The organism is Biomaibacter sp. TOL, assembly GCF_059717795.1.
In genome coordinates, this window is record NZ_AP046092.1 from 3,581,192 (window position 1) to 3,604,344 (window position 23,153).

The 23,153-nt window shown below is 43.1% G+C and carries 44 protein-coding genes; all 44 read left to right on the forward strand.

What is annotated here, in order from left to right; translation table 11 throughout:
- Position 1: 1 nt before the first annotated feature.
- The 44 genes from AC6I1H_RS17720 (at position 2) to scfA (ending at position 23,104) form a co-directional block, all read left to right on the forward strand.
- Positions 2–883 carry a phage protein gene (locus tag AC6I1H_RS17720; RefSeq protein WP_497738819.1) on the forward strand — a complete coding sequence of 294 codons (882 nt, stop codon included), beginning with the start codon at positions 2–4 and terminating at the stop codon, positions 881–883.
- Positions 884–1,519, forward strand: a complete 636-nt coding sequence (locus tag AC6I1H_RS17725; protein WP_497738820.1) for a Gp138 family membrane-puncturing spike protein — start codon at positions 884–886, stop codon at positions 1,517–1,519.
- Positions 1,520–1,533: 14 nt separating this feature from the next.
- Positions 1,534–1,887: a contractile injection system sheath initiator gene (locus AC6I1H_RS17730; RefSeq protein WP_497738821.1), complete on the forward strand. Its 354-nt coding sequence runs from the start codon at positions 1,534–1,536 to the stop codon at positions 1,885–1,887.
- Positions 1,880–3,337: a hypothetical protein gene (locus tag AC6I1H_RS17735; RefSeq protein WP_497738822.1), complete on the forward strand. Its 1,458-nt coding sequence runs from the start codon at positions 1,880–1,882 to the stop codon at positions 3,335–3,337. Before AC6I1H_RS17730 ends, AC6I1H_RS17735 begins: the two co-directional genes overlap by 8 nt.
- Positions 3,324–4,238: a hypothetical protein gene (locus AC6I1H_RS17740; protein ID WP_497738823.1), complete on the forward strand. Its 915-nt coding sequence runs from the start codon at positions 3,324–3,326 to the stop codon at positions 4,236–4,238. Before AC6I1H_RS17735 ends, AC6I1H_RS17740 begins: the two co-directional genes overlap by 14 nt.
- A gap of 14 nt (positions 4,239–4,252) precedes the next feature.
- Complete coding sequence (locus AC6I1H_RS17745) at positions 4,253–4,558, forward strand: hypothetical protein (protein WP_497738824.1); 306 nt, start codon at positions 4,253–4,255, stop codon at positions 4,556–4,558.
- Positions 4,559–4,560: 2 nt separating this feature from the next.
- Complete coding sequence (locus AC6I1H_RS17750; RefSeq protein WP_497738825.1) at positions 4,561–5,001, forward strand: hypothetical protein; 441 nt, start codon at positions 4,561–4,563, stop codon at positions 4,999–5,001.
- Positions 5,002–5,100: 99 nt separating this feature from the next.
- The gene (locus AC6I1H_RS17755) at positions 5,101–5,283 is read left to right on the forward strand and encodes a hypothetical protein (protein ID WP_497738826.1); all 183 of its coding nucleotides are present in this window, start codon (positions 5,101–5,103) and stop codon (positions 5,281–5,283) included.
- Positions 5,280–5,609, forward strand: a complete 330-nt coding sequence (locus tag AC6I1H_RS17760) for a hypothetical protein (protein WP_497738827.1) — start codon at positions 5,280–5,282, stop codon at positions 5,607–5,609. Before AC6I1H_RS17755 ends, AC6I1H_RS17760 begins: the two co-directional genes overlap by 4 nt.
- 3 nt (positions 5,610–5,612) lie before the next feature.
- The gene (locus AC6I1H_RS17765; RefSeq protein ID WP_497738828.1) at positions 5,613–6,677 is read left to right on the forward strand and encodes an SUMF1/EgtB/PvdO family nonheme iron enzyme; all 1,065 of its coding nucleotides are present in this window, start codon (positions 5,613–5,615) and stop codon (positions 6,675–6,677) included.
- Between the two features lie 68 nt (positions 6,678–6,745).
- Entirely contained in the window at positions 6,746–7,150 is a 405-nt protein-coding gene (gene avd / locus AC6I1H_RS17770; protein ID WP_497738829.1) for a diversity-generating retroelement protein Avd, read from the forward strand.
- A gap of 325 nt (positions 7,151–7,475) precedes the next feature.
- Positions 7,476–8,603, forward strand: coding sequence for a reverse transcriptase domain-containing protein (locus AC6I1H_RS17775; RefSeq protein WP_497738830.1), 1,128 nt, complete (start codon positions 7,476–7,478; stop codon positions 8,601–8,603).
- A complete protein-coding gene (locus tag AC6I1H_RS17780; protein ID WP_497738831.1) occupies positions 8,593–8,916 on the forward strand; it encodes a serine/threonine protein kinase in 324 nt (107 codons plus the stop codon). Before AC6I1H_RS17775 ends, AC6I1H_RS17780 begins: the two co-directional genes overlap by 11 nt.
- A 15-nt stretch (positions 8,917–8,931) precedes the next feature.
- Positions 8,932–9,216 (forward strand): hypothetical protein, encoded by a 285-nt coding sequence (locus AC6I1H_RS17785; RefSeq protein ID WP_497738832.1) that lies wholly within the window; start codon positions 8,932–8,934, stop codon positions 9,214–9,216.
- Positions 9,217–9,293: 77 nt separating this feature from the next.
- Positions 9,294–10,250: an N-acetylmuramoyl-L-alanine amidase gene (locus tag AC6I1H_RS17790; protein WP_497738833.1), complete on the forward strand. Its 957-nt coding sequence runs from the start codon at positions 9,294–9,296 to the stop codon at positions 10,248–10,250.
- 15 nt (positions 10,251–10,265) lie between these two features.
- A complete protein-coding gene (locus tag AC6I1H_RS17795) occupies positions 10,266–10,655 on the forward strand; it encodes a hypothetical protein (protein WP_497738834.1) in 390 nt (129 codons plus the stop codon).
- A gap of 321 nt (positions 10,656–10,976) precedes the next feature.
- Positions 10,977–11,186, forward strand: coding sequence for a hypothetical protein (locus AC6I1H_RS17800; RefSeq protein WP_497738835.1), 210 nt, complete (start codon positions 10,977–10,979; stop codon positions 11,184–11,186).
- 12 nt (positions 11,187–11,198) lie between these two features.
- Positions 11,199–11,423: a hypothetical protein gene (locus AC6I1H_RS17805; RefSeq protein WP_497738836.1), complete on the forward strand. Its 225-nt coding sequence runs from the start codon at positions 11,199–11,201 to the stop codon at positions 11,421–11,423.
- Between the two features lie 15 nt (positions 11,424–11,438).
- Positions 11,439–12,269 (forward strand): hypothetical protein, encoded by an 831-nt coding sequence (locus AC6I1H_RS17810; protein ID WP_497738837.1) that lies wholly within the window; start codon positions 11,439–11,441, stop codon positions 12,267–12,269.
- Between the two features lie 2 nt (positions 12,270–12,271).
- Complete coding sequence (locus AC6I1H_RS17815; protein ID WP_497738838.1) at positions 12,272–12,520, forward strand: hypothetical protein; 249 nt, start codon at positions 12,272–12,274, stop codon at positions 12,518–12,520.
- Complete coding sequence (locus AC6I1H_RS17820) at positions 12,495–12,806, forward strand: DUF2958 domain-containing protein (RefSeq protein WP_497738839.1); 312 nt, start codon at positions 12,495–12,497, stop codon at positions 12,804–12,806. The genes AC6I1H_RS17815 and AC6I1H_RS17820 overlap by 26 nt, the downstream gene beginning before the upstream one ends.
- 6 nt (positions 12,807–12,812) lie before the next feature.
- Entirely contained in the window at positions 12,813–13,100 is a 288-nt protein-coding gene (locus AC6I1H_RS17825; protein WP_497738840.1) for a hypothetical protein, read from the forward strand.
- A 2-nt stretch (positions 13,101–13,102) separates the two neighbouring features.
- Positions 13,103–13,519, forward strand: a complete 417-nt coding sequence (locus tag AC6I1H_RS17830) for a hypothetical protein (RefSeq protein WP_497738841.1) — start codon at positions 13,103–13,105, stop codon at positions 13,517–13,519.
- On the forward strand, positions 13,519–13,674 hold the full coding sequence (locus tag AC6I1H_RS17835; protein ID WP_497738842.1) for a hypothetical protein: 156 nt from the start codon (positions 13,519–13,521) through the stop codon (positions 13,672–13,674). The genes AC6I1H_RS17830 and AC6I1H_RS17835 overlap by 1 nt, the downstream gene beginning before the upstream one ends.
- Before the next feature lie 18 nt (positions 13,675–13,692).
- Positions 13,693–14,742, forward strand: a complete 1,050-nt coding sequence (locus tag AC6I1H_RS17840; protein ID WP_497738843.1) for a DUF932 domain-containing protein — start codon at positions 13,693–13,695, stop codon at positions 14,740–14,742.
- A 70-nt stretch (positions 14,743–14,812) separates the two neighbouring features.
- Positions 14,813–15,127: a hypothetical protein gene (locus tag AC6I1H_RS17845; protein WP_497738844.1), complete on the forward strand. Its 315-nt coding sequence runs from the start codon at positions 14,813–14,815 to the stop codon at positions 15,125–15,127.
- Positions 15,105–15,347: a hypothetical protein gene (locus AC6I1H_RS17850; RefSeq protein WP_497738845.1), complete on the forward strand. Its 243-nt coding sequence runs from the start codon at positions 15,105–15,107 to the stop codon at positions 15,345–15,347. The genes AC6I1H_RS17845 and AC6I1H_RS17850 overlap by 23 nt, the downstream gene beginning before the upstream one ends.
- Positions 15,340–15,783, forward strand: a complete 444-nt coding sequence (locus AC6I1H_RS17855; protein WP_497738846.1) for a hypothetical protein — start codon at positions 15,340–15,342, stop codon at positions 15,781–15,783. The genes AC6I1H_RS17850 and AC6I1H_RS17855 overlap by 8 nt, the downstream gene beginning before the upstream one ends.
- Positions 15,784–15,910: 127 nt before the next feature.
- Entirely contained in the window at positions 15,911–16,090 is a 180-nt protein-coding gene (locus tag AC6I1H_RS17860; RefSeq protein ID WP_497738847.1) for a hypothetical protein, read from the forward strand.
- Positions 16,091–16,492, forward strand: coding sequence for a hypothetical protein (locus tag AC6I1H_RS17865; protein WP_497738848.1), 402 nt, complete (start codon positions 16,091–16,093; stop codon positions 16,490–16,492).
- A gap of 13 nt (positions 16,493–16,505) precedes the next feature.
- Positions 16,506–16,889 (forward strand): hypothetical protein, encoded by a 384-nt coding sequence (locus AC6I1H_RS17870; protein WP_497738849.1) that lies wholly within the window; start codon positions 16,506–16,508, stop codon positions 16,887–16,889.
- Positions 16,858–17,163, forward strand: a complete 306-nt coding sequence (locus tag AC6I1H_RS17875) for a hypothetical protein (RefSeq protein WP_497738850.1) — start codon at positions 16,858–16,860, stop codon at positions 17,161–17,163. The genes AC6I1H_RS17870 and AC6I1H_RS17875 overlap by 32 nt, the downstream gene beginning before the upstream one ends.
- A gap of 4 nt (positions 17,164–17,167) precedes the next feature.
- Entirely contained in the window at positions 17,168–17,731 is a 564-nt protein-coding gene (locus AC6I1H_RS17880) for a helix-turn-helix domain-containing protein (protein WP_497738851.1), read from the forward strand.
- Between the two features lie 188 nt (positions 17,732–17,919).
- Positions 17,920–18,090 (forward strand): hypothetical protein, encoded by a 171-nt coding sequence (locus AC6I1H_RS17885; protein ID WP_497738852.1) that lies wholly within the window; start codon positions 17,920–17,922, stop codon positions 18,088–18,090.
- A gap of 2 nt (positions 18,091–18,092) precedes the next feature.
- Complete coding sequence (locus AC6I1H_RS17890; RefSeq protein WP_497738853.1) at positions 18,093–18,539, forward strand: hypothetical protein; 447 nt, start codon at positions 18,093–18,095, stop codon at positions 18,537–18,539.
- The gene (locus tag AC6I1H_RS17895) at positions 18,540–18,716 is read left to right on the forward strand and encodes a hypothetical protein (protein WP_497738854.1); all 177 of its coding nucleotides are present in this window, start codon (positions 18,540–18,542) and stop codon (positions 18,714–18,716) included. It begins immediately after the preceding gene.
- A gap of 51 nt (positions 18,717–18,767) precedes the next feature.
- Complete coding sequence (locus tag AC6I1H_RS17900) at positions 18,768–19,259, forward strand: hypothetical protein (RefSeq protein WP_497738855.1); 492 nt, start codon at positions 18,768–18,770, stop codon at positions 19,257–19,259.
- Positions 19,260–19,281: 22 nt separating this feature from the next.
- Positions 19,282–19,452, forward strand: coding sequence for a hypothetical protein (locus AC6I1H_RS17905; protein ID WP_497738856.1), 171 nt, complete (start codon positions 19,282–19,284; stop codon positions 19,450–19,452).
- A 9-nt stretch (positions 19,453–19,461) separates the two neighbouring features.
- Entirely contained in the window at positions 19,462–20,103 is a 642-nt protein-coding gene (locus tag AC6I1H_RS17910; protein ID WP_497738857.1) for a hypothetical protein, read from the forward strand.
- Between the two features lie 215 nt (positions 20,104–20,318).
- Positions 20,319–20,957: a transporter associated domain-containing protein gene (locus AC6I1H_RS17915; RefSeq protein ID WP_497738858.1), complete on the forward strand. Its 639-nt coding sequence runs from the start codon at positions 20,319–20,321 to the stop codon at positions 20,955–20,957.
- Entirely contained in the window at positions 20,954–22,069 is a 1,116-nt protein-coding gene (gene tgt / locus AC6I1H_RS17920) for a tRNA guanosine(34) transglycosylase Tgt (protein ID WP_497738859.1), read from the forward strand. The genes AC6I1H_RS17915 and tgt overlap by 4 nt, the downstream gene beginning before the upstream one ends.
- A gap of 75 nt (positions 22,070–22,144) precedes the next feature.
- Positions 22,145–22,429: a preprotein translocase subunit YajC gene (gene yajC / locus AC6I1H_RS17925; protein ID WP_497738860.1), complete on the forward strand. Its 285-nt coding sequence runs from the start codon at positions 22,145–22,147 to the stop codon at positions 22,427–22,429.
- Positions 22,430–22,491: 62 nt separating this feature from the next.
- Positions 22,492–22,875: a TIGR04086 family membrane protein gene (locus AC6I1H_RS17930; protein ID WP_497738861.1), complete on the forward strand. Its 384-nt coding sequence runs from the start codon at positions 22,492–22,494 to the stop codon at positions 22,873–22,875.
- Positions 22,876–22,951: 76 nt separating this feature from the next.
- Positions 22,952–23,104, forward strand: coding sequence for a six-cysteine ranthipeptide SCIFF (gene scfA, locus AC6I1H_RS17935; protein ID WP_497738862.1), 153 nt, complete (start codon positions 22,952–22,954; stop codon positions 23,102–23,104).
- The last annotated feature ends 49 nt before the right edge of the window (positions 23,105–23,153 follow it).

The window sequence follows — 23,153 nt, forward strand, 5'->3', positions numbered from 1 at the left end:
CATGAATAACTTTGATAGGCAATATAGGTTTTCGGCTGGAGTACCTGGAAGGCCAGGCTTTGAAGTTGGCTCCACCGACTTCCCGCATAAAACAGCCCTTCATATCAGTTTTTCTATAGAGAAGTCAGATTTGGAGAGTGCAAACACAGGAAAGATTACGCTTTGGAACTTATCTCCAGCACAGCTTGCCATATTAAATCTCAAGGACTGTGAAGTAGTGCTTAAGGCAGGCTATGGGACGATAATGCCCCTTGCTTTTGTTGGGAATATCACCAATGTTGTTACTACTCAAGACGGTCCGGACACTATGACAGAAATTGAGGCTGTGGATAGCCGAGTAGCTTTACGTGATACCTACATCTCGGTTTCGTATGCCGGTGTTATCAACACCAAGAAAATTATTGAAGATACTGCCGGACAAATGGGAGTGCCTGTCGTATTTTCACCCAAAGCGAAGTTTGTTGACCTTCAAAACGGATTCAGCTATGTAGGTGCCGCAAAAGGAGCTTTGAAAAAAGCCTGTGCTTCGAGCGGGCTTGCATGGTCATTGCAGAACGGGGTCCTGCAAGTTAAGATGCCTAATGAACCTATCAGTACGAGAGCTTTTCTTCTCAGTGCAGAAACAGGATTAATCGGAATACCTAAAAGAATTACTAAGGCATCTCAGACACCAAACGAAGGCAACGGAAATAATACAATGCAGACCGCTCAGACAGGATGGGAAGTACGATACTTCATGAACGCAGCTATCAACGTCAATGATTATGTGAGATTGGAAAGCAAGATTGCAACTGGGAATTTCCGAGTTTCAAAACTGACTATAGACGGAGACAACATCGAAGGCGAATGGACTTGCACAGCCGAATTACTGGAGGTGAAGTAATTGCTGCAAGAATTTACAGAACAAATAGGAAGGACTATTGAAGAATTCCTTTCTGGCGTTCATACTGCGATGCCAGGAGAAATTAAAAGTTTTGACTCTGCCACATGCACGGCTGTTGTCCTACCGAAAGGACAGTTTAAGTCTCCGGATGGCAGGGTTTTTAACTATCCGGTCATATCCGGTGTTCCAGTGGTGCTGCTACAGGGAGGAGGACAGGATGCCACCATTGCGTTTCCGGTAAAGGAAGGCGACGGATGTCTGCTTATAATCTGCGAGCAGGCCCTTGATTACTGGAGATACGGCGGTGAGACACAGGCAGAATTGAGACATGACCTTACCAATGCAGTTGCAATACCAGGGCTTTTTGCAAAGCCAAATGCTGCGGTTAAGGAAGCTATCGACAATGATGCAATAGTGATTAAGAAAGGGGATAGCAAAATAACCCTTTCTCAAAGCGGAATAGCCATCAGGGGCGATTTAACAGTGGAGGGTAATATAACAACTACCACAGGAAAAATAACTGCCTTACAGGGGCTCTCAGTGCTTTCCGGAGATGTAACAGCAGGAAACATCTCATTGAAGAATCATACTCATACATCCTCGGAACCTGGAAGCCAGACCTCAGCACCACAGTAAAGGAGGGATGATAATTGAAAGATTTGTTGCTTGATGCTACAGGAGACCTTGCAGTATCCAGTAGCGGCGATATTTCCATTACAGACAGCGTAAGCCAAGCAATTAAGATACGGCTGCAATGGTTTGCCGGAGAATGGAAGTTTAACGAAGAGCTCGGAATTCCTTACTTTGATGAGGTGCTTGTAAAAGGAGGAAATGACTTCCGGACCGAACAGCTCATTAGAGAGCAGATACTCAGCGTTGATGAGGTAACAGAAGTTACATCGCTTACTATTACTGCAAATAAGGCTGAGAGAACTTTAACTATTTCATTTGAGGCAAAAGCAGGCAGTGAATATATAAGTGAGGAGGTGACGGTTAATGCCTGATTACGGAGTCACTCCAGATGGTTTTGTATTGAAAAGGCTTGATACTATTATGTCTGAAATATACGAAGAGCTTAAAGAAGGTTGGGGATTTGACCCAACGGTTAATCCTCAATCATTGTTAAATGTATTCGTTACAAGCTTTGCTGATAAGATTGCGACTTTGTGGGAAGTTGGACAGGATGTATATTACTCTCAGTATCCATCATCAGCAGAAGGAATAAACCTTGACAATGCAATGCAGTTTGGAGGTTCAAAAAGAGCCAGGGCAACTAAGACATCTTATACTATCCTTTGTGAGGGTGACGATGAAACACCTATACCGACTACATGTATGATTGCATCTGATACTTTACCTGTTGTCAATTTCCTATGCGCTCAGGAGTCATCGGTCATAACACGTAGGGCTTTCAACAAAGTTTCTATCAGAGTATTACAGGTTCAAGCTTCTTCAACTTATACCATCGCAATAGACGGAACGATTTACACCTACACAAGTGGAACAAACCCGACAGAATCCTCAATTCTGGAAGGTTTAGCGCAAGCCATTACTGACCCTCTCTTTACAGCTACGGTACAAAATGGAGTTTTAATGCTGGAAGATACCAACAAGCTCAGGAGCAGCTCGTTGATATTATCTGAAAATCTGACAACGAAGAGCGTTTATTCTCTCATAAGCTTTTTAAGCGAGGAATACGGTAAATTTGTTCTGCCAGAAGGTTCTATTAACAAAATAGTTACGGGACCGATTGGTTTCCGGAGCTGTAGAAACGTAGGATATGCAGTCTACGGAAGGCTTGCTGAAACTGATGTTGAAGCCAGACAATCGTATATCCAGAAAATCGCCCTCAGGTCCAATACAATGCTCGACAGTATTGTTGGTGCAATCCTTGAGAACGTAGATGGTGTCGAAAGCGCAAGAGGATACGAGAACGACGGAGATACTGTGGACGCAGAAGGAAGGCCGCCACATAGCATTGAGATAGTTGTAGATGGCGGAGATAGTACGGAAATAGCAGCTCAAATACTCGCCAAAAAGGCAGGGGGAATTGGAACATTTGGCTCAGAGGAGGTTATAGTTACTGGTGTTTCCGGAGAACCCATAACAATAAGGTTTAACCGTCCTCAATATGTCTATGTTTGGCTTAAAGTGACGCTTACGATGAATTCCGCTCAGCCTATGCCGCCAAATTATGCAGAGCTCACAAGAAACTCAATTCTAAACGATGCAAAAAGCGTAAAAGCTGGAGAAAGTATTTTTACACAGAGATTTTATGCAGGTATCTATACCAATGTAAGTGGTGTTGGATACGTTAAAATTCAAGCATTCGCAACAACAGATGCGGGAGAAACACCAACAAATTACGATTTGGAAAACGTTGATATTACGAGCAGACAAAAGGCGGTTATAGACAAAGACAGAATAGAGGTGGTCCTGAATGGAACACCTTGATAGCCTTTTAGCTGACTTTCCGGAACAGTTCAGAAATAAGCACAATATAGAAGTATTGGTGAACGCACTGGATCATCAGCTTCAAGAAGTCCTTGATATGTTCAACCAACTACGCACTGAGAGGACATTAGACAAAGCCGTAGGGAAACAATTAGATGGTGTCGGCGATATAGTTGTTTTGAGCCGTAAAGAAGCAGGCTTATTGTCAGGAAAAGAAATTTACTATCCGGTTATCGATGATGAACGGTATAGAAGGTTTCTGAAATATAAGGCTTTCAGAAATGTTACTAACGGAACTTACTATGACATCATGGAGGCTATGAAGAATGTCTGGGGAGTAGATGATATTTATTACTCGGAAGAACCTTCTCAACCTGCAACCATCATCCTGACAATGCCAACGATTGGTCCTGGAGGAGAGCCTATTGTCCTGGGTGAAGTTCCTGCCATAAAACCTGGTGGTGTTGGAATACGGTACATGTACCAAATAAAAGCGGAAGTCCAGGTTGGAAAGAATATAGATTTGTTTATCACAAACGTTCCGTTTTGCGGAACGATTTTTTGTGGGACTTATCCGAACGTTGCTACTCTTGGTTCTATCCTTGAAAAAGATATAGCTATTGGCAGTTCGATAGCAGATTTTATCTATGAACCAACTGAATGCGGAACCTATCCAGATATCGCTACCATTGGAGTAATTCTCGCAAAGGATATTGCTGTTGATGAGGCAATGGAAAACTTCCTCTATCAGCCAATGAATTGCGGTGATGAGGTTTGCGGAACACATCCGGATTTATCTACTGTTGGTGCAAATATAGAAAAACAGGTTGATGTTGACGGAGGTGTATCAGAATACTTCTTCCAACCGACATATTGTGGAACTGCATACTGCGGTGAATAAAGGAGGTGATTCACATGGGTTTTTGGTCAAATGAGTTTCTTGCAAAACAAAGGCAAAGATGGCTCAATTCCCTTCAAAGGTTTCAGTACCAGGTTTCGGGTGTCTGGTATGATGCCGAAGTAAACAGTGCCCAAATCAGCGGGAACAGCATCATCATTCTTGCCAATATTCCTAACGTTCCGGCTGTAGCCAACACGGTGACACGAATAAGGATTTACGACGATGCAGGAATACTGGCGGGGGAACAGGAGGTAAGCATATCAAGGACAGGGGTGCAAAGCATTCTAATCAAATTTAATTTACCAATCCAGGAGGTGTAAAAATGGCATACGGCAGAACATTTTGGTTAAACCATGTTGTCGACCCTGCGACACAACAGGTGATTCAGCAGGGAACCCCTCAAGACCAAGACCGGTTCAATAATATTGAAGAAGGCGTTTTTGCAGGGGATGTAATGGCTCTTGAGGCTATACGAATGACAAGGCTTCTCAAAGATAAGACGGATGGGTTGACTGGAGAGAAAAAGACAGTGGAACTCACAAATACACAGAAATATCCGTTCAACAACAGTATTCAAACCGTATCCCTTGCTACGAGCAGGAACACTCAAGACTACACTGTTTATGCGGAAATAGTCAGCTATGAAAATGGCGGAGTTGGAAGCATAGAAATCACTGAAAAGTTGCTTAATGGTTTCAAGATTGCTTTTACAGGAGCAGCATCCAGGGTAGTAGTAAACTGCTATATCCAAGGAGGTATTTAATTATGTCTATCTATTTCGCTGATATAGACAGATGTGTTTGCTGTGGCGAAATAATCCCAGAAGGAAGGCAAGTTTGCATAAACTGCGAGAAAGGAGCTGATGAAGGAAATGGCAAACATAATCATCAAGTCCGAGGAACGAAAGCAGACAGAAGCATATGTGGCTCGTTCTTTCGGAGCAAATCCAAGAATTGCTGCTGACCGTGAGCACGTTGAATGCATCGCTGCAAGAACGGCAGAAGCCTACAAAAAACTAAGAAGAATGGAGGAAGGTAAACGATGAACATTGTAAACAAAAACGAAGGACCCAAAATTGAGTATTCTGTTACCGGCAACGTTATAAGTTTCAGAGATGAGATTATGCTTAATCTTTCAAAGTACGAAAGAGACGACGCAAACCATATCGACATCTGTGCGGATAGTATGGGTTGCTTGGTTTGCGGCACGGCAGCAGGGCTCAGATACGTGGCTGAAATTGACATACCGGCACGAACTTATATCGAAACTCCGGTTGAAAATCCTGAAGATGGGGAACCGACTACAAAGATTGAAGCGGTTCCCTTTAATATTGATAACTGTACTTTAACATTATGGGCTTTGGAGGTGTAAAGAATGGCAAACTTTGACGATTTTAAATTGGCAGTCGAATCCCTTTCTGGCGGAAAGAATACCGTAAAACTTGATGACATAGGAATGCCCTCGGTACTTGTTGTTCTTCCCAAAATGTTAACTTCTGAGCTATATGCTGGTGCTACCTCAACAGTGCATCCTGCATTTGTACAAAATAGCGCAGAAAAGGCAAAAGTAGGTGTCAGTAAGTATCAAAACATTGTTGTAAACAACAGGGCATATTCGCTGCCTATGCAAGACCCAAAAACTTCAATAACTTTTGATGCCGCACTTGCAGCATGTAGACAGAAAGGTAGCTCATGGGGCCTAATGCCGTTCTCTCTGTGGGGAGCAATAGCTCTTTGGAGCAAAAAGAACGGAACAATGCCACGAGGAAATAACAACTATGGTTCTGACCATGGGTATCCTCACGAAAAAGGTGTAGAGACTTACTTTGACAGTGGAGCCGGAAAGACTGGAAGGACAGCTACGGGTTCTGGACCGGCAACATGGAATCACAACTGGCTACCGGATGGCATTGCAGACCTGAACGGAAATGTTTGGGAATGGTGCGCTGGTATGCGGTTGGTTATGGGCGAAATTCAAATCATCCCCTATGCAGACTGTATGAATGCAACATCTGATATGGGAGAGAGTTCCACTCATTGGAAGGCTATATTGCAAGACGGTTCACTCGTTGCACCAGGTACTGCCGGTACGCTTAAGCTCGATTATGTTTCGAGCAAATGGACACTTTGTACAACAATTACATCTCAGGTTGACTCGTCAAGAGGATGCCTATTTAAAGATATGGCCCTTGCATCTGGGGTTACATGCCCGCAGATTCTTAAAGAGCTTGGTCTATTTCCTGATGGGGCTGTTGTTGATGAAACATACGGTAACGATTACTTTTATGCTAACAATGGAGCAGCAGAGCGGTTCCCGATTCGCGGTGGCTACTGGAACTACACGTCCAACGCAGGAGTCTTCTGCACGGTCTTGGCCGATCCTCGTTCGCGCTCGAGCACGAGCATCGGGTTCCGCTCCGCTTACTATGGAGAACTGTAAACTGTATACTGCTAAACTGATAATGCGGCCGATAGGCCGCTTTACTATTTCTAAAGAAGGGAGAATAATTGACGGAAATCAATCAATTTCAGAACAATAATACAGGACAAAAACCGGACAAAAAAGCTTTCGTTCTCAAGGAAAAAATAGCCGATATGATTAAGTACGGTAAACGAGCAGTGGCTCATTTTCCAAGGAGAGAAAGACAAACAGCGGATGAAATCCGGGCATCCATGCTCAGAATGTATCGTCTGTCTATTGAAATAGAGAAAAAATATTATAAAAAGACGACGTTGCAAGAACTTGACATCGAACTGGAGGTCTTGAGGCATTTTATCCGGTTAGCACAAGATAAAGACTACTACGATAAGAACTTTGCTCCACCTCTGCCTTTTAAAAAGTATGAGTATTGGAGCAGGTTGCTTGATGAAATCGGTCGTATTATCGGAGGATATATGAAATCTGTCAAATAGTACGATTATGGGGAGCAAGCCTATAGCGGTTCCCGATTCGCGGTGGCAACTGGAACAACACGTCCAACGCAGGAGTCTTCTACACGAACTTGAACAATCCTCGTTCGAACTCGAACACGAACATCGGGTTCCGCTCCGCTCTGCGCCTGTATCGGAGCGATAATGGGCGTATATCTCACGGGAATGCGCACAGCGTACAGGCTCAAAGGGGCTTGCTTCCCTCCCTGTGATGAACGGCATGGGGAAAAGATTATATTGCCGTGAAAACGCTCATTATTGGGGCGAGGCGGAAACGTCACGCACGGCGCAAATACAAGGAGGACGCATGAAGGAAATCAAAGATAATTGCGAAGGAATGACCATGATTTCAGATGTCTTTGATGATATCTGCGATTACGAAAACCTCTATAATTCATACTTGGAAGCACGCAAGGGCAAGAGGTATCGGGATGATGTTCTGACATATACAGCAAACCTTGAATCAAACCTCATCATAACTCAGAATGAGCTTTTGTGGGGAACTTACGAGGTCGGTCCATACCGGCCATTTTATGTTACTGAGCCGAAACTCAGACTTGTCATGGCATTGCAGTTTAAAGACAGGGTAGTACAATGGGCAATTTATCGATGTTTGAATCCAGTTTACGACAAACTGTTCATCGAAGACAGTTATGCATGCAGAATTGGGAAGGGGACTCACAAAGCGGCTGACAGATTGCAATACTGGTTACGCCAGGTAAGCAGAAAGGAGGGGAAATGGTATTATCTAAAGCTTGATATAAGCAAATATTTTTATCGCGTTGACCATGCAATTTTGTTTGAAATTCTAAAACGGCGCATAACCGATGAAAAGCTTCTCAATCTTCTTTGGAAAGTTATAAACAGCGAGAATACGAAATTCGGTCTTCCATCCGGAATGAATCCGGAAGAATGCACAGAGGATATGTGGCTATCGGATGTCGGCATGCCAATTGGAAACTTGACATCCCAGTTATTTGCAAACATATACCTCAACGAACTTGACCAATATGCAAAGCACGAGTTAAAACTCCATTACTACATCCGTTACATGGATGATGTGATTATATTGTCCAATGATAAGAAGCTTTTAAATCAAGTTAAGCACGATATTCAGAGATTTCTTGACGAAGAGCTTCACCTTGACCTCAACAGCAAGACAGCCGTACGCCCGATTACACTTGGGATTGACTTTGTTGGTTTCAAGATTTGGCCTACTCATAGGAAGCTCAAGAAACAAACAGCAAGACGTATTATTCGGAAGGTTAAAAATATGTGCGAAGAATTAAAATCCGGAAGACTGGCAAAAGAAGAGTTTATGAGAAGTGTAGCCTCTTACAAAGGCATGCTGCAACATTGTAATAGTTATGGTCTACGCAGAAAACTTAATGAAATCTATCAAAAAGCAGAAAGGAGTGAAGCATTTGGCAATTGATTTTTTATCACTTCTCGCCCTGATGGGGATACCGTCCGCTGTTACAGGACTGTGCTTCTGGGCAATTCAGAAATCCATTACAAGGCGTGATGCCAAAAGGGACAGACAGGAGGAAGCAAGAAAAAAAAACGAGCTGCTGCTTATCAAAGGTGTTGGAGCGGCAATAGCACTCGGTGAAGCTACGGCTCAATCAATCAAGAGGCTTGACAGCAAATGCAACGGAGAGATGGAAAAGGCTCTGGAATATGCACGAGCTGTTAAGCACGAACAGAAAGACTTCTTAAATGAGCAGGGGGTTAATAATTTCCTATGATTGGAGGTGGCTTGCATGAGAAGCAAGAAAAGATATCCTCCTGAGTTTTCAAAGAAAATATTCATTGGCGTGTCCATTGTAAACCTGTTCGTACTCATTTTCGCCTGCATCATGATATGGAGAACAATGGACCTCACACCGCTAAGTTATTTAATCCCCGCAGCAGCCGCAGAGATGGCAACAGCTACGGGGTTTTATTATAACAAGGCGAAGATGGAAAACCAAATTAAACTTAAGAAATTGTACGGTGATAAATACGTCCCAGGAGAGGACATCGGAAATCAAAATAGTCAAGTTTGAAAGGGGAGATAGACATGAACATAACCCAGAGGCCGTCACCGAACAAATACGATGGACGTAAAGGCTGGAAGCCTGACATGATTGTGTGCCACATTACCGAAGGCAGTTATGAAGGCGCAGTAAGCTGGCTCTGCAACCCGCAAGCTCAAGCATCAGCTCATTTCGTAGTCGCCCAGGACGGCAGAGTGGCACAGCTCGTTCAACTCACAGATGGTTCATGGTGCAACGGCACAAGTACCGATGCAAATTCCAAGGTGTACTATGGAAAAAGTACCCTTGCAGCCGTTAGAGAGCGTAAGACCAATGCTAATTATTATACCGTGAGCATCGAACATGAAGGGATATGGGCCAAGACAAAAGGCAGGCTTACCGATGCGCAGCTTGCAGCTACAATCGAATTGATTAAGTACATCCGCAGCGAGGTAAAACGCATTTACGGCGTTGAAATACCACTTGACCGTGAACATATTGTCGGACACTATCAGATAAATCCGGTCACAAAGCCAAACTGCCCAGGCTCCGAATTTCAATTTGATGCTATCATAGCAACATTGAAAGACAGCGAATCTTCCACAGGAAATCAAGGTAATTCAACATCAGGAACCGTTCTCTATAGGGTGCAGGTTGGTGCCTACGGGGTTAAAGACAATGCTGAAAAGACACTGGAAGCTCTTAAGGCTAAGGGATATGATACAATGCTTGTGCAGGTAGGAAACCTGTATAAAGTTCAGGTAGGAGCATATTCCAAGAAAGAAAATGCTGACAATATGGCTGCAAAACTTAAGGCTGATGGATTCGATACCTTTATTACCACCCAGGGAGGAACAACGGTCAGTGTAGAATCAGCTTCTGCATCCATAACAGTTGGTAGCAAGGTTAAGATTAAAAGCAGTGCTGCCAAGTATAGTACGGGCCAGGCAATCCCTGACTGGGTAAAAAATAACACATATACGGTGCAGCAACTCGGCGACGGAAAAGTGCTGCTCAAAGAAATAGTTAGCTGGGTGAACATCAGCGATGTTTCACTCGTATAAAAGGAGGAGTGAATTGTGAACGAAATACTTACGACTTTGATTCAGGTAGTAATCATTCCGGCAATACCGGTTTTAGTTACCTTCCTCGTGAAATACTTTAAGACCAAAACAAATGAAGCAATTGCCACCATAGACAACGATACATTGCAACAGGCTCTCTACGAGGCTGCCGATGCCGTTTATACAGCCGTGACCTACACAGCGCAGACCTATGTTGACAGCCTTAAGGAAGCAGGAACCTTTGATGCAGAAGCACAAAAGACAGCGTTTAACACAGCAAAAGAAATGGCCGTTAAACTGTTATCGCAGAAAACCAAAGAATTGCTTGAGACGTTATACGGAGACCTCGACACCTGGCTCACTGCAAAAATTGAGCAGGCAGTCAAAGAACAAAAGAGTAAGTAACAAGTTAAGCCCTCTCTTGGAGAAAATCCTTGAGGGGGCTTTATTTTTTTGCCCAAAATCCACTATTTACAAGGCTCACGGGATTTTCGATTTTCAGAAGCTTTCAGACGTTTTGAATATAAAACTATAGGCTGGCATTATCAAGGCTTATAAAGAAACTGGGAAGCTCTCAGAGGCCTTTGTTCCTTTGTCATAAATGTAATACTTGATAATAAAAAAAATTATAAAAAATAAATTATTTGATTGACACTTACGCAACGGTAAGTTAGAATGAAGTCAAGAATTAAAACTTACAAAACGGTAAGTCTGGAGGTTGTTGATATGAAAAAGATTAAGGTTACGAACGAGATGCTCAACAGAATTGAAGAGCGTATGGCAAATGGCGAGTCGGTGGAGATTACTTTCAAAAGTCTATCAGAAAATGCGGTACGAACCGAAAGAATTAAATCGGTTCGCTGGGATGGGATGATTTTTACTGAGAATAGCGGATACATCGACCGGATGCTCGATGCGGTATATGAAATTAAGTGAGGAGGAATAAAGATGGCTAACTACTACAAAAAAGATGAAAAGTGGTGCAAAGAGACTGACTTCTTAGGAACAATTTTTACAGACGAAATTGAGGACCCCGATGAGATTGAAGAGTTGGAAGCCTACGATGACGAGCTGGAGCGGATAGCTCTTGCAAAGATTGAAGCTTACAACAGAGATATGGTTGAAAATCCTGATAGTTACTTTGAACCGGATGACCCAAGAAGATACTGGTAGAGGAGGTTGAATGAAATGATGATAGCCAAAAGTGGACCGTTCGTAGTGACAGTAGAGTTTGATAATGACCCGCTGGACCCAAGAGAGCAATACGACAATTTCGGGCACATGATTTGCTGGCACAGGCGGTACAATCTGGGTGACAATCACGGATATGAAAGCCCCGAGGAATTCCTGAGCGAGCTGGTTCATGACAACACAGGAGATGCCGAACGTAAGAAAATCATAGCTGCTGTGAAGCGTGGCGAGTACGACGGAATGAAGCTGGAATACAACCGGTCAAGCAGAGAGTGGGAACTGAACGTATACTGCGATTTCCTCAAGAAATGGTTCACAGAATACACCTTTGATGCACCGCTTGAAAACAACCTGGACCTGGTATTCGATGCAATAGTTGAAAACATGAGTATGGATGCGCTGGTCTCCATAACAGGGGATGTAGCAGTAATTCTTCCTCTTTATCTGTACGACCATAGCGGCATCACGATGAATACTACCGGATTCAGTTGCCGGTGGGACAGCGGCCAGGTGGGCTGGATTTACGCTACAAAAGACGAAATCCGCAAGGAGTATGGGAAACTCACAGAAGATACAATCGACGCTGCCAGACGGCTTCTCGTGGCTGAGGTGAGCGAATATGACTCGTACATCAGTGGTCAATGCTACGGGTTCCGGCTTTACGAAGATGGTAAAGAAATAGATAGCTGCTGGGGATTCCTTGGAGACTTTCGTGAAGTTATCCAGTGGATGAAGCAATACATGCCGGAGGGCCATGAAGACATGCTTGACAGCCTTGAAGAGCTGGAATGCGGCGAAAGTATTGAAGACTATCTGGAGGTGTCGTAACGATGATTGAAAAGATACACTTCTCGACGCTGGATGAGGCAATCGAATACGCGAAAGACAATGGAGGATGGATATTTTCAGATGACAACAGGACTATCGGTATTTGGTACAACCCAGCAGTATACGGAATGTCGCAGATATTAAGAGATGCACCTGGTACAGGCAGGATTGATAGGAGAGGGTGGTTCTTATCGGAAAGAAACGCAAAGGAAGGAGGTGGAAGTCATGAAGTTAATGACAAGGGAAATTGAAGAAAAGCTCACGCAGTGTCCGCTTGGTTCAAAAGATGGGCAGGGATATGAAGCTGAGGTAGTAGTTAAGTATTTCAATCCGTGCGGTGCCGGTACGTGGCTCATTACCGAGGGTGAAAAGCAGGAAGATGGAGATTGGTTGTTATTCGGAATGTGCCATATCTTCGAGTGGGAATGGGGCTATGTAATGCTGAGTGAGCTGGAAAACCTCAAGTTGCCTTTCGGATTGACTATCGAGCGTGACTTGTACGCAAGCGGTAAAGTTGGAGAGCTTATGGGGAGGTGAAGAATCGTGAGTAAGTTTTTGGACCTTTTGCGCAGCGGAGAAGAACTCGATTGCGACCTGATAATCGGAGGGGCTGACATGCCAGCATCCTTCGTATGGTACGAAGACAGTAAAATCACCGACTACGGCATAGAAAAATTCAAGCCCATTATGGAGGCGGAATATACCAGGCTGGAGAACGGCAACATCGAAATCCACTGCGATAATGAAAAGCTTGGCGAGGTTTTCTGCTTAGCTGCTGCGGGATACATCGGAGAGAGTGAATATGCTCGAATATTCGGAGAGGAGGAGTGACCATGGCAAGAACAATCGAACAGGCAAAGGAACTCATTGAGAGCTTGAGACCACTACAGGAGAATCCACCGGAAGACGGATACATTTTCCCTTGCCCAAGATGCGGACATGACCGCATGGACAGAAACCCAGTAAGAAATGCGCTGAGTAGGAGAGCAGACGTATACATCTGCAACCAATGCGGGACAGAGGAAGCTATCCTCGACATGCTCGGAAAAGAGCCTTTGCCTCTAAATCAGTGGGCAATGGTTCTCGGATTTGACAGCGAGGAAGAGGAAGAAAATCAGGACGAGCAAAGGTGCCGAGTTTGCGGGTGTACTTGGAACAATGCCTGCGAAGGGGGATGCTACTGGGTAGAAGAGGATCTGTGCAGTAAGTGCGCAAAAAAGCTCAAAAACCAAGGAACGGAGGAAGTGTAATGGAACAGAGTAGAAAGGAATATCTCAAAGAGCTCGCAGATGAATATGGCGTTCCGTTTAAAACGGTGCTCATGTTGGCAGACTTGTTGGGACCAGATGAAGACTATGACGGGTTAATTTCCACGTTGGAAGACGTGGCAGAAAATTTTAATTAAGAAAGTGAGGAAATGAATATGAAAACTGGAAGAACGCTTGTTGAGCTGGCGGAAGAAATCGACCGTCAGAATAAGGTAAAGAAAGATTATCTCGTTGATACGAGGAAGCTCCACATGACAGAGAATGGAGAGTTAGACATGATGATGCCGTCCGGCATTAACAGGTTAAATCTGAACGACATTGCTCATAGGCAAATCGGCCAGCATGTCGGAATCCCAGCTAAGTATTACGATAAGATGCGTATGGAATACCCAGAACTGTTAGCAACCAATGTTAACGGGTGGTTTAGTAAAGAGCCATCAACAAGAATGGTGAGAACGCTGGATGGCACAGCAAGAGCATTTCTCAGTGACAAGTACCGCAGAATTGATAATTACGAAATAGCGGAGGCTGTACTGCCTATCATTGGAGAAATGCCGAAAGCAAGAGTTGAATCCTGCGAAATCACAGAAAGCCGGATGTACCTTAAAGTTGTCAATCCTCGGCTTGAAACAGAAGTAGTTCCAGGAGATATTGTTCAAGCGGGTATCATGATTACGAACAGCGAGGTAGGACACGGTAGCGTAAGCATACAGCCGTTAGTTTATCGGTTGGTTTGCACAAACGGGATGGTTGTAAATGATGCTGCTACAAGAAAGTATCATATTGGCAGGGGCAATGAAGCTGGTGAAAATTACGAGCTATACTCAAATGCAACCTTAATGGCTGACGACAAGGCTTTCATAATGAAGGTTCAGGATACGGTTCGTGCAGCAGTTGATGAAACCAAATTCCGGAGGGTTGTTGCTTTGATGAGAGAAGCAAAGGGAGTCAAGATTGCCAGCACTGATATTCCACAGGTAGTAGAATTGACAAGCAAGGAGTTTGGCTTATCAAAAGAAGAAGGAGACGGGGTTCTAAATCATCTCATTCGCGGAGGAGACCTTAGCCTTTACGGGTTGGCTAATGCAGTAACCAGGCAGAGCCAGGAAGTTAAAAGCTATGACAGGGCGACGGAACTTGAAGCTATCGGCTTTGACATACTGACCATGAGCAGGACCATTTGGAATCGTATCAATGCAGCATGATAGCTACGGCCTCCCTTCATGGGAGGCCTAAGGTATTAAAACACTGGGAATGTAGGAAGGAGTATTAAAGATGAGCAATTTAGCTGAAAGTGCGATGGAACTATTGAATGAGCTTCATACTGAACGCCTTGAATATCACGAATATTCATTATTAGCAGACGCTATTCTGAAACTTATGGAATATGAAGAGCTTATAGAAGAAAAGCAACAAGACAATAAAAAATACCTGGAAGAAGCTTGTAGACAGTGGTGCGATTTTATAGATGAAGCTCCGGAAAGAAAAGACGGAATTGGCTTTGCTGATTTTTATGAAGAGATTAAGCGGCAGATGATAAAGGAAGAAATCTACAGGAGGGTTGTATATGGAAATTGTTCTGGTTGCTGATAAATGCTATCCCTACATTGCAAAGTGCAATTGCAGGAGCTGTGGGAGGAGGTTCCTTGCAGAATACACCGATGATGGGGTTAGATATTTCGGTAATGTGTGCGAATGCAATGAAGATTATGCTCCGGTAGAAGGTTATCCCTCATATTCGGAGTGGAGAGAAATCAGGCGAAAGCAAAAGGAAGAGGTTGGGAAAGCAGGTGGCATAGGGAATGAATAAAGCTATTAAGGCCAACAAGAAAGGAATCGGGAGTGTTATTAAGTGGTCTTCCTCCAAGTACAACGAGCTTAAGAAATCAGATGTTATCATGGACATTCTCAGCAGATATAAGGAAGGAAAGGATTGCCGTGCTGAATATAGCACAGGCTCGTACAGTCCGAGAGGGCATCTTGGAGGATGGAGTTATGTGTTTGAAATTAAGTCCGGACGAGCGATACTCACAGAACGAAAGGGAAATAAAGTGACTGTTTACGATGTGAATGACTCTGGAGTTCCGGTGAGACCTCACTGTTATCCTTGCGAGTATTTGGCGTACGATATCTCAGTAAATTACGGTGACTGCTACTTGATGTTTTGTAACAAATATAAGGTTCATGTTGGATGGACCGGCGAGCAATGCGATGAATGCATAAAGGAGCGTGGAGAAAAATGTTAGGTGGAGGACCTTACGAGTGCAGAAGATGCCCAAAATGCGGAGAGCTAATGTGGAACGGCAGATGCGAAAATCGTGACTGTGAGTATCACTGGCACCCAATGGAAGACGAAGAGGAGGATGAGTAGGTATGGCTCATAAAGATTGGTGCGGAAGTCCTTGCTGCGATTGCAAGATTTCCTGTTCGGTAGATGAAAGTATTCCTTGCTCCCCAGATTGTGAGCTGCTGATGCCGGACGGGAGCAGAAGGAAGGATAAATGCGAAGAATGCGGATGTGATGCATATGCATCGAATGAAGGAGGGATTTAGATGTTTTTCATAGATGATGAGCATATGGACAGGTTATTGACTGCTTTACAGAAAGCAGGAGCGATTAAACCCGATGGAAGAATTGATTCATATTACGGCGCAAGTCTTTACCTGCTGACCGGACTTAAATACGCTTGGCCGAGGTTGCAGAAATATGTTTGCTCTGGGTATATTGACTTCCAGCCGATGCTGCAAAGCGGTTTATCTTCCGGTGAAGCAATTATCGTTAGAATGGCCGGAAACTTTTATAACGGAGGATTTTGGGACGGAACGACACCATTCGATATAGTAAGCACACTCGATGAAGAACATCGTGAACTTGTGCTGACGGCCATGCTACTTAGACCGATGAGGCTTACTGTTGATGCTATCAGGAAAAATCAAAGATACTTGTCGGCATAAGGAGGGAAAATGAATGAGTTGCATTTTTAAGAACGGAAAGCGGTATGACAATACCGACATGATTTGCAAAACCTGCGGAAGTCCGGTGTGGGAAGCAGACGATACAAGGTACGGATACCAATGTTTCAAATGCAATAAGCACTTGAAAGATACCGAAGTTGAGGAACAGAACGGGCTCTATCTTCCTCCGGTAATTGTCGGCAGACATATCAACGGTATCACACTGAATGACCTTGAATGGCTGCTGGATGAAGACGGAAACGAAATGGTGTTCAAGAACCAGCCGGAAGCAGAGGCTTTCCTGCTAAGAAAAGGATTTAGTCCGGAGGACTTGGAATGGTTTATATTTTTGGAGGTGGAGAAGAATGAAGATTATGCGGAAGCTCCCAGGAACTGATGAACCTTTTGAAATAGAATTGACCCAGGTAGAGATGGAAAAGGCTTATCGTATCGTTCAAAAACAGTACGAGCTTGAAGATATCAAGTGTGAGATTGAGGGCATGGATGAGGATGACCTTTACGGATTTAAGCATGAGGAAATCCTCAATAACGATGAGTTGCTGGAGGAAATTCATACGAGGTTCGACAAAAGCAAGGATTGTACGCTGCCTTATTGGGATGTAATGGACGCTTCTATCCAGCATGTACTTGAAGAATACAGAAGGGAGTAAACTGATGAGTGGATTTTCTGATAAGATTGACACGTTATCAAGTCCTGAGTATAATGAAGTAAACATTATACTGGGAGGTGGTAACATGACCGTTGCAGACATCATAAGAGATGCTCTGAAAGCTAAGAACTGGTCTCAAAGAGAATTGGCAGCAAAGATGGGTTGGAGTCCTCAGAATCTAAGCGGAAGGCTTAAGAATAATTCCCTCTCTGCCGAGGAATGGCGTAAGGTTGCTGCCATCCTGGGATTTGAAATAAAGATGGTTGAGATTGACAGCAATGAAGAGTTAAAGACAAGGAAACGAGGAATCGGTCCCAGGGTTCGCCAGATGGTTAATGGAGTTATATACGATACTTATAAAGCCGATGCTCTTTGTCATACTTTATGGACTGACGGGTGGTTTATGGAGCTTTACAGAGACGGAGAAGGTAGATATTTTGTAGCTCATTACACCGACTGGAAGAATGGAGTAAATCATATATCGCCCTGTAGCGTGGAAGATGCAAGAAGGCTTTATGAGCAATACGGCGAAGACGGAGATGTCGATTCAGTATTCGGAGCAGCTTAAAAGTACGGAAGTATAGAGACAGCAGGTTCATATGCCTGCTGTTTTTTCATGCCTTAATATAAATTCATTGGTTTATTAAGAAAAAATTTTTATAAAATAAAGTAATTATGATTGACTCTTACGATTTCGTAAGTTAAGATGAAGACAAGATAAATAAATTACCTAACGGTAAGTAGGAGGGCTTAACAATGCTGATTTACAAAGATGGAAAAAAGATAAGCCGCAAGGAAGCTGAAAAATGGATTGGCAAAGACAGATTGGAAAAAAGAATAGCTGAGGCGAAAGAAACATACGCCGAAGACCCAATGACACAGATTAGTTGGATGGACGGAATGGAAATCAAGTTTAAGGAGGTGTAGTAATGGTAGCTACGAAGGACCAAGAGCGCAAGACTCTTGAAAAAATCAGACAGATGGTAGCAGAACTTGGAACAGATAGCTACCTGGCAGCAGTATTCGACGGAGCCTTTGAAATAGCAGAACAGAATATTGAGAACGACTGGGGCTGTACAACCCGTGAGTATGTGGAAACATCCTTCAAGATTGAAGAAAAGGCCAGAAAAGAAAGAGAGGAAATGGAGAAACAAATTGAGAGGCTGAAACGAGACCTTGAAGCTAAAACTCAGGTTGAAGCAGTCCTGAAAAGAAACGCCGAGTATCACGAAAAGCAGCTTGTGGAGCTTAATGAAACGCTGGTGAAAGTAAAGAGAGAAGCTGAATCCTACAAAGTAATGATTGAAGACCTTGAGTGCGACGTTATGAAGCTGAAAGCTAAGCTGTATGACTACATGACGGGGGAGGTGAAATAGTTGCTGAAAGAAGTACCTGGTCATGAGCATCTGGTCCATATTTGCAGGCAGGGAACCGGAAAGCCGGAAGTTAACATGCATGATGTAATGCCCTACATGGTAATAGACGGAAGGCTGGTTCCTATAAAGTATTGCCCGTACTGCGGAGTCAAAATTGAAGAGGATGAAAGAAAGTAATAATGAATAGCCGGTGGGCGGCGGCGAAACCGCCCAGAAAGGAGTAGAAAAATGAGTAATAGCAGATTTTATGAAGAAGAATGCCTGAAAAGGGTAAGAGAAATAGCCAAAGAACTTGACGAGCTGGCTGCAAATCCGCAAAGCAGGGATGAACTGGAAGAACGAGTCGAAGAGTTAGAACAAGATATAGCGGACTATGAAGACGAAGATAACGGCCCGTTGACCGAAGCGGAACAGGAAGAACTCCAAGAAATGAAGGAAGAGCTCGAAGCAATACGTGAAAAGCTGGACAACGGAGAAGCAACCGACTTATACAGCTACTTTGAAGATGCTCTTGATATCGAATATCATATTGGTGGTGATGGCGAGTACAGAGGTGTTGCGGTGACAATAGCAACCGGAGGACCTCATATCGAAGTAGACACCAGTGACAGAGCCGTAAAACTCTGGTGGGGCGGCGATAAAGCACAATGGAGCATATGCGGGGATACGGCTGATGCCATAGATGAAATCTTTGAAGAATACTATCAGGCCATGCGTTAGTCAAGGCAAAGGAGAAAGCAAAATGATTGACAGAGAGTATAACAAATTTAGATTAGTATGCGATGTATGCGGAAATAAGGAAACAGGGTTCGACTACTTCGACGAAGCAGTAGAAGCAAAGAAGGAGTTGGGCTGGGTCAGCAGACGTGTTAACGGAGAGTATCAAGACATTTGTCCAGATTGTCAAGAATAGAGGTGGAAGATGGATAAAATTGTTTTAACCATAAAGGATACCGAGTTTCTCCTTGACTGGAGAGACAAGAACAAGGAACTTGTTCGCCGGTATCCTCCGGTTTTACCGGCATGTAAGATTGATTGTACAGAATCCGGCTATGTTATCAAAGGGTTCCGGAATGAATCGAAGATAAGGCTCTATGTAAGTCATAAGGGAGTAAGTTTGGGAATGATGGAATATAGAATACGGCCAGACGGACTGCTTGAATTGGTTAAGGATAGGACGGAATTGAAAAGTGATGATAAGCAATCCGTACTTACCGTTTACTGTTCAGCAATGGCTTTTATGGCATACTGCAAAGAAACTGTGCCGGAAGCTCTGGAAGGGAATGAGCGGGAGAACAGTGAAACCCACAGCATACGAAAAAACGTTCAGAAAAACCGAAGTAAGAAGAAGGAAAGCTCAGCATCTACAGTTTATCTCATGAAAAACAGCAGTGGGAAGAGACATTTTGCTGCATCCGGTTATCGAAAATCTCCAAGCGGGCAGTTTACGGTCCGAGGGCATTTCAGACATTACAAAAGCGGAAAAGTTATTTGGATAGATTCATTCATTAAAGGGTCCGGAAAAGGGAAGGATAAGATATATAAGATTGGTAACAGGATATAGTTTTTATCAAAATACAGCCCCGTGCAAAAGTCTTACGCAACTTTGAATATATAAATACCACATGATGTAAACGGGGCTGTGAGAGGCAATTTCGGCGGTTGAAAAAGACCACTATGTTTGTTATAATTAATTACTTGTGATAGTACATGATGAGCATTCCTCCTGCTTCCCGTGAGCATGGGGGATGCCATGTTTATAAAATAAGGGGGTGTTGTATGAAAGGGAAGGTCTCAGAGAAAATCGTAAAGGGAGTTTTTATTCTTGAAGCTGCGTTGGCGTTATTTCTTATTGCAGGAGTGGTTGTTGGTTCGTTTGATTTATTTAGATATTTTAAAATAATATACACTACACCGCCATTACAAACGTTTCAGCTTTTACAGACATTTTTAGGACATACTTTGACCCTGGTCATTGGTCTGGAGTTGGTGATAATGCTGGTCAGGCATACTCCCTCGAGCGTTATTGAAGTTTTGCTTTATGCCATTGCGAGAAAGATGATAATAGAGTCAAAGACCATGCTTGATATATTACTTGGTATCCTGGCTATTGCGGGATTGTTTGCCATCAACAAAGTCTTTGCTCCGGGCAAAATTTTCGTTCAGGAGGGTACTGTTGTAAATTCGGCAATGTCTACAAGGGAAGTAAATGAACTTGTCGATGTAAATATTCCTGAAAACCTTGGCAATACCATCGGTGGCGTTGTGGCGAGGCTGTGTATGGAGCATGGCGAAAAGCCTGCAATAGGTACAAGATTTCGCGTATCCGATGCAGAAATTTCTATTATTTCTATGGAGGATGAATTAATACAAAAAATAAAAGTAGTTAAAATCGGGAAGAAGGATGATCTGCTTTGAAGTTTAAAGTAACAAAAAAATCGAAAGACAGCAGGGCAAGGTGTGGCTTGCTGCAAACTCCCCATGGGACTTTCGAAACCCCTGCCTTCATGCCGGTAGGGACGCAGGCTACGGTGAAAACCATGACTCCGGAGGAACTGGAGCAAATTGGTGCAAAAATTATTCTCAGCAATACCTACCATCTTTACCTGAGACCGGGGCATAAAATAGTGGAGGAAGCCGGCGGTCTTCATAAATTCATGAACTGGAGCGCCTCTATTCTGACGGATAGCGGCGGATACCAGATATTCAGCCTGGGAGAATTGAGAGAGATAAGAGAAGAAGGAGTTACCTTCAGGTCCCATTTAGACGGTTCTTTACATTTCATAGGGCCGGAAACATCAATAGAAATTCAAAATGCTCTTGGTGCGGATATTATCATGTGTTTTGACGAATGTATTCCATATCCTGCCACTTACGATTATGTCAAAAACTCAGTACGGAGGACTACGCGGTGGGCTGAACGGTGTAAAAAAGCTCATGTCAACCCGGAACAAACGCTTTTTGGGATCGTGCAGGGGGGGCTTTATAAAGATTTACGTGAGGAAAGCGCGAAGGATCTGCTTTCTTTGGATTTTGAGGGGTATTCAATCGGAGGCTTGAGCGTAGGAGAACCTAAGGAAAAAATGTATGAGGTGCTGGACTATACGGTACCGATTCTGCCGGAGGAAAGACCCAGATATTTGATGGGAGTAGGTTCTCCCGATGCAATCTTTGAGGGGGTACTCAGAGGAATAGATATGTTTGATTGCGTACTTCCCACAAGAATTGCAAGAAACGGTACAGTGTTTACCAGGAAAGGAAAACTGGTAGTGAGAAATGCCGTATATGCTAGAGATTTTTCACCTCTGGACCTTGAATGCGATTGCTATGCGTGCAGGAATTATACTAGGGCATATATCCGCCATCTCATCAATGCCAGAGAGGTGTTGGGCATAAGGCTTACGACAATACATAATCTGTATTTTTTATTGAATCTCATGAAGGATATCCGCAGAGCTATTGAAGGAGAGTATTTGCTTGATTTTAAAAAAGAGTTCTTTGAAGAATTTGGTTATAATCAAGAATTTTAATATATAAAAAAGGATTTTTCACTTTTGTATAGAATTAAATACTATAAAATTTAATAGAAAGGGCGGGAGTGGAATTTGAATTTGACAATCTTCCTGCAGCAGTTTGGCCCACTGATATTAATATTTGCTATCTTTTATTTTTTAATAATCAGGCCTCAACAAAAAAGGGAAAAAGATCGTAAAAATATGCTATCCAACCTAAAGGAAGGTGATGATATCATCACTATCGGCGGGATCTACGGCAGGATTCTCAATATCAAAGAGGACGTTATAACTCTGGAGGTTGGGGATAAGCTGAAAATAAAAGTGACGCGTTCAGCCATAGGAAATGTTTTAAAGAAAACAGAAAAAAGTGAATAAATTTTGTCATATTCGACCTCCTTTAGTAAATAAAGTATTAGTATAAAGGAGGTTGATTTATTATGAAATCTTCCAGGACGAGAAAAGGTCTTAATTACATTAAGATTGTATGTGGTATATTAAATGCTTTTTTTCTGACACTTATCTTATTCCTAATACTGGGTGGAATACTATATTATACAAAAATATCCGAAGATATAATACCAACGTCCGTAGTTGTGCTGAGTGCATTGAGTATAATAATAAGCAGTATAAATGCCACCAGAGATATTGATCGACTTGGCTGGCTGCATGGAGGCTTGATAGGATTTATATATGTAGTCGTGCTTTTAATACTTGGTTTTTTTATCATACCGACTATGTCTTATGGTTTGAGCACCATTTTAGATTTAATTTTGGGCTTTGTGGTGGGAATGGTGGCGGGAGTATTGGGGACGAATCTATAGAATATTAAATTTGTCTTTGCATCGATACTGTTTTATGTTATAATTTTTTTAGAAAAATAAAAAGGAGGAAGCTGCTTTGCGCCATATAGTAACAATACATAAAGGAAATTTAAATATTATTGAAAGTATCGAGAAAAAGGGATGTGGTGAATGCCAGTCATCATGCCAATCGGCATGCAAAACTTCCTGCACAGTAGCAAATCAGGCATGCCAAAAAGAAAATGAATAGGGCCGCGAGAAAGGCCCTTTTTATTTGCCTACATATCCTATAACCTGGC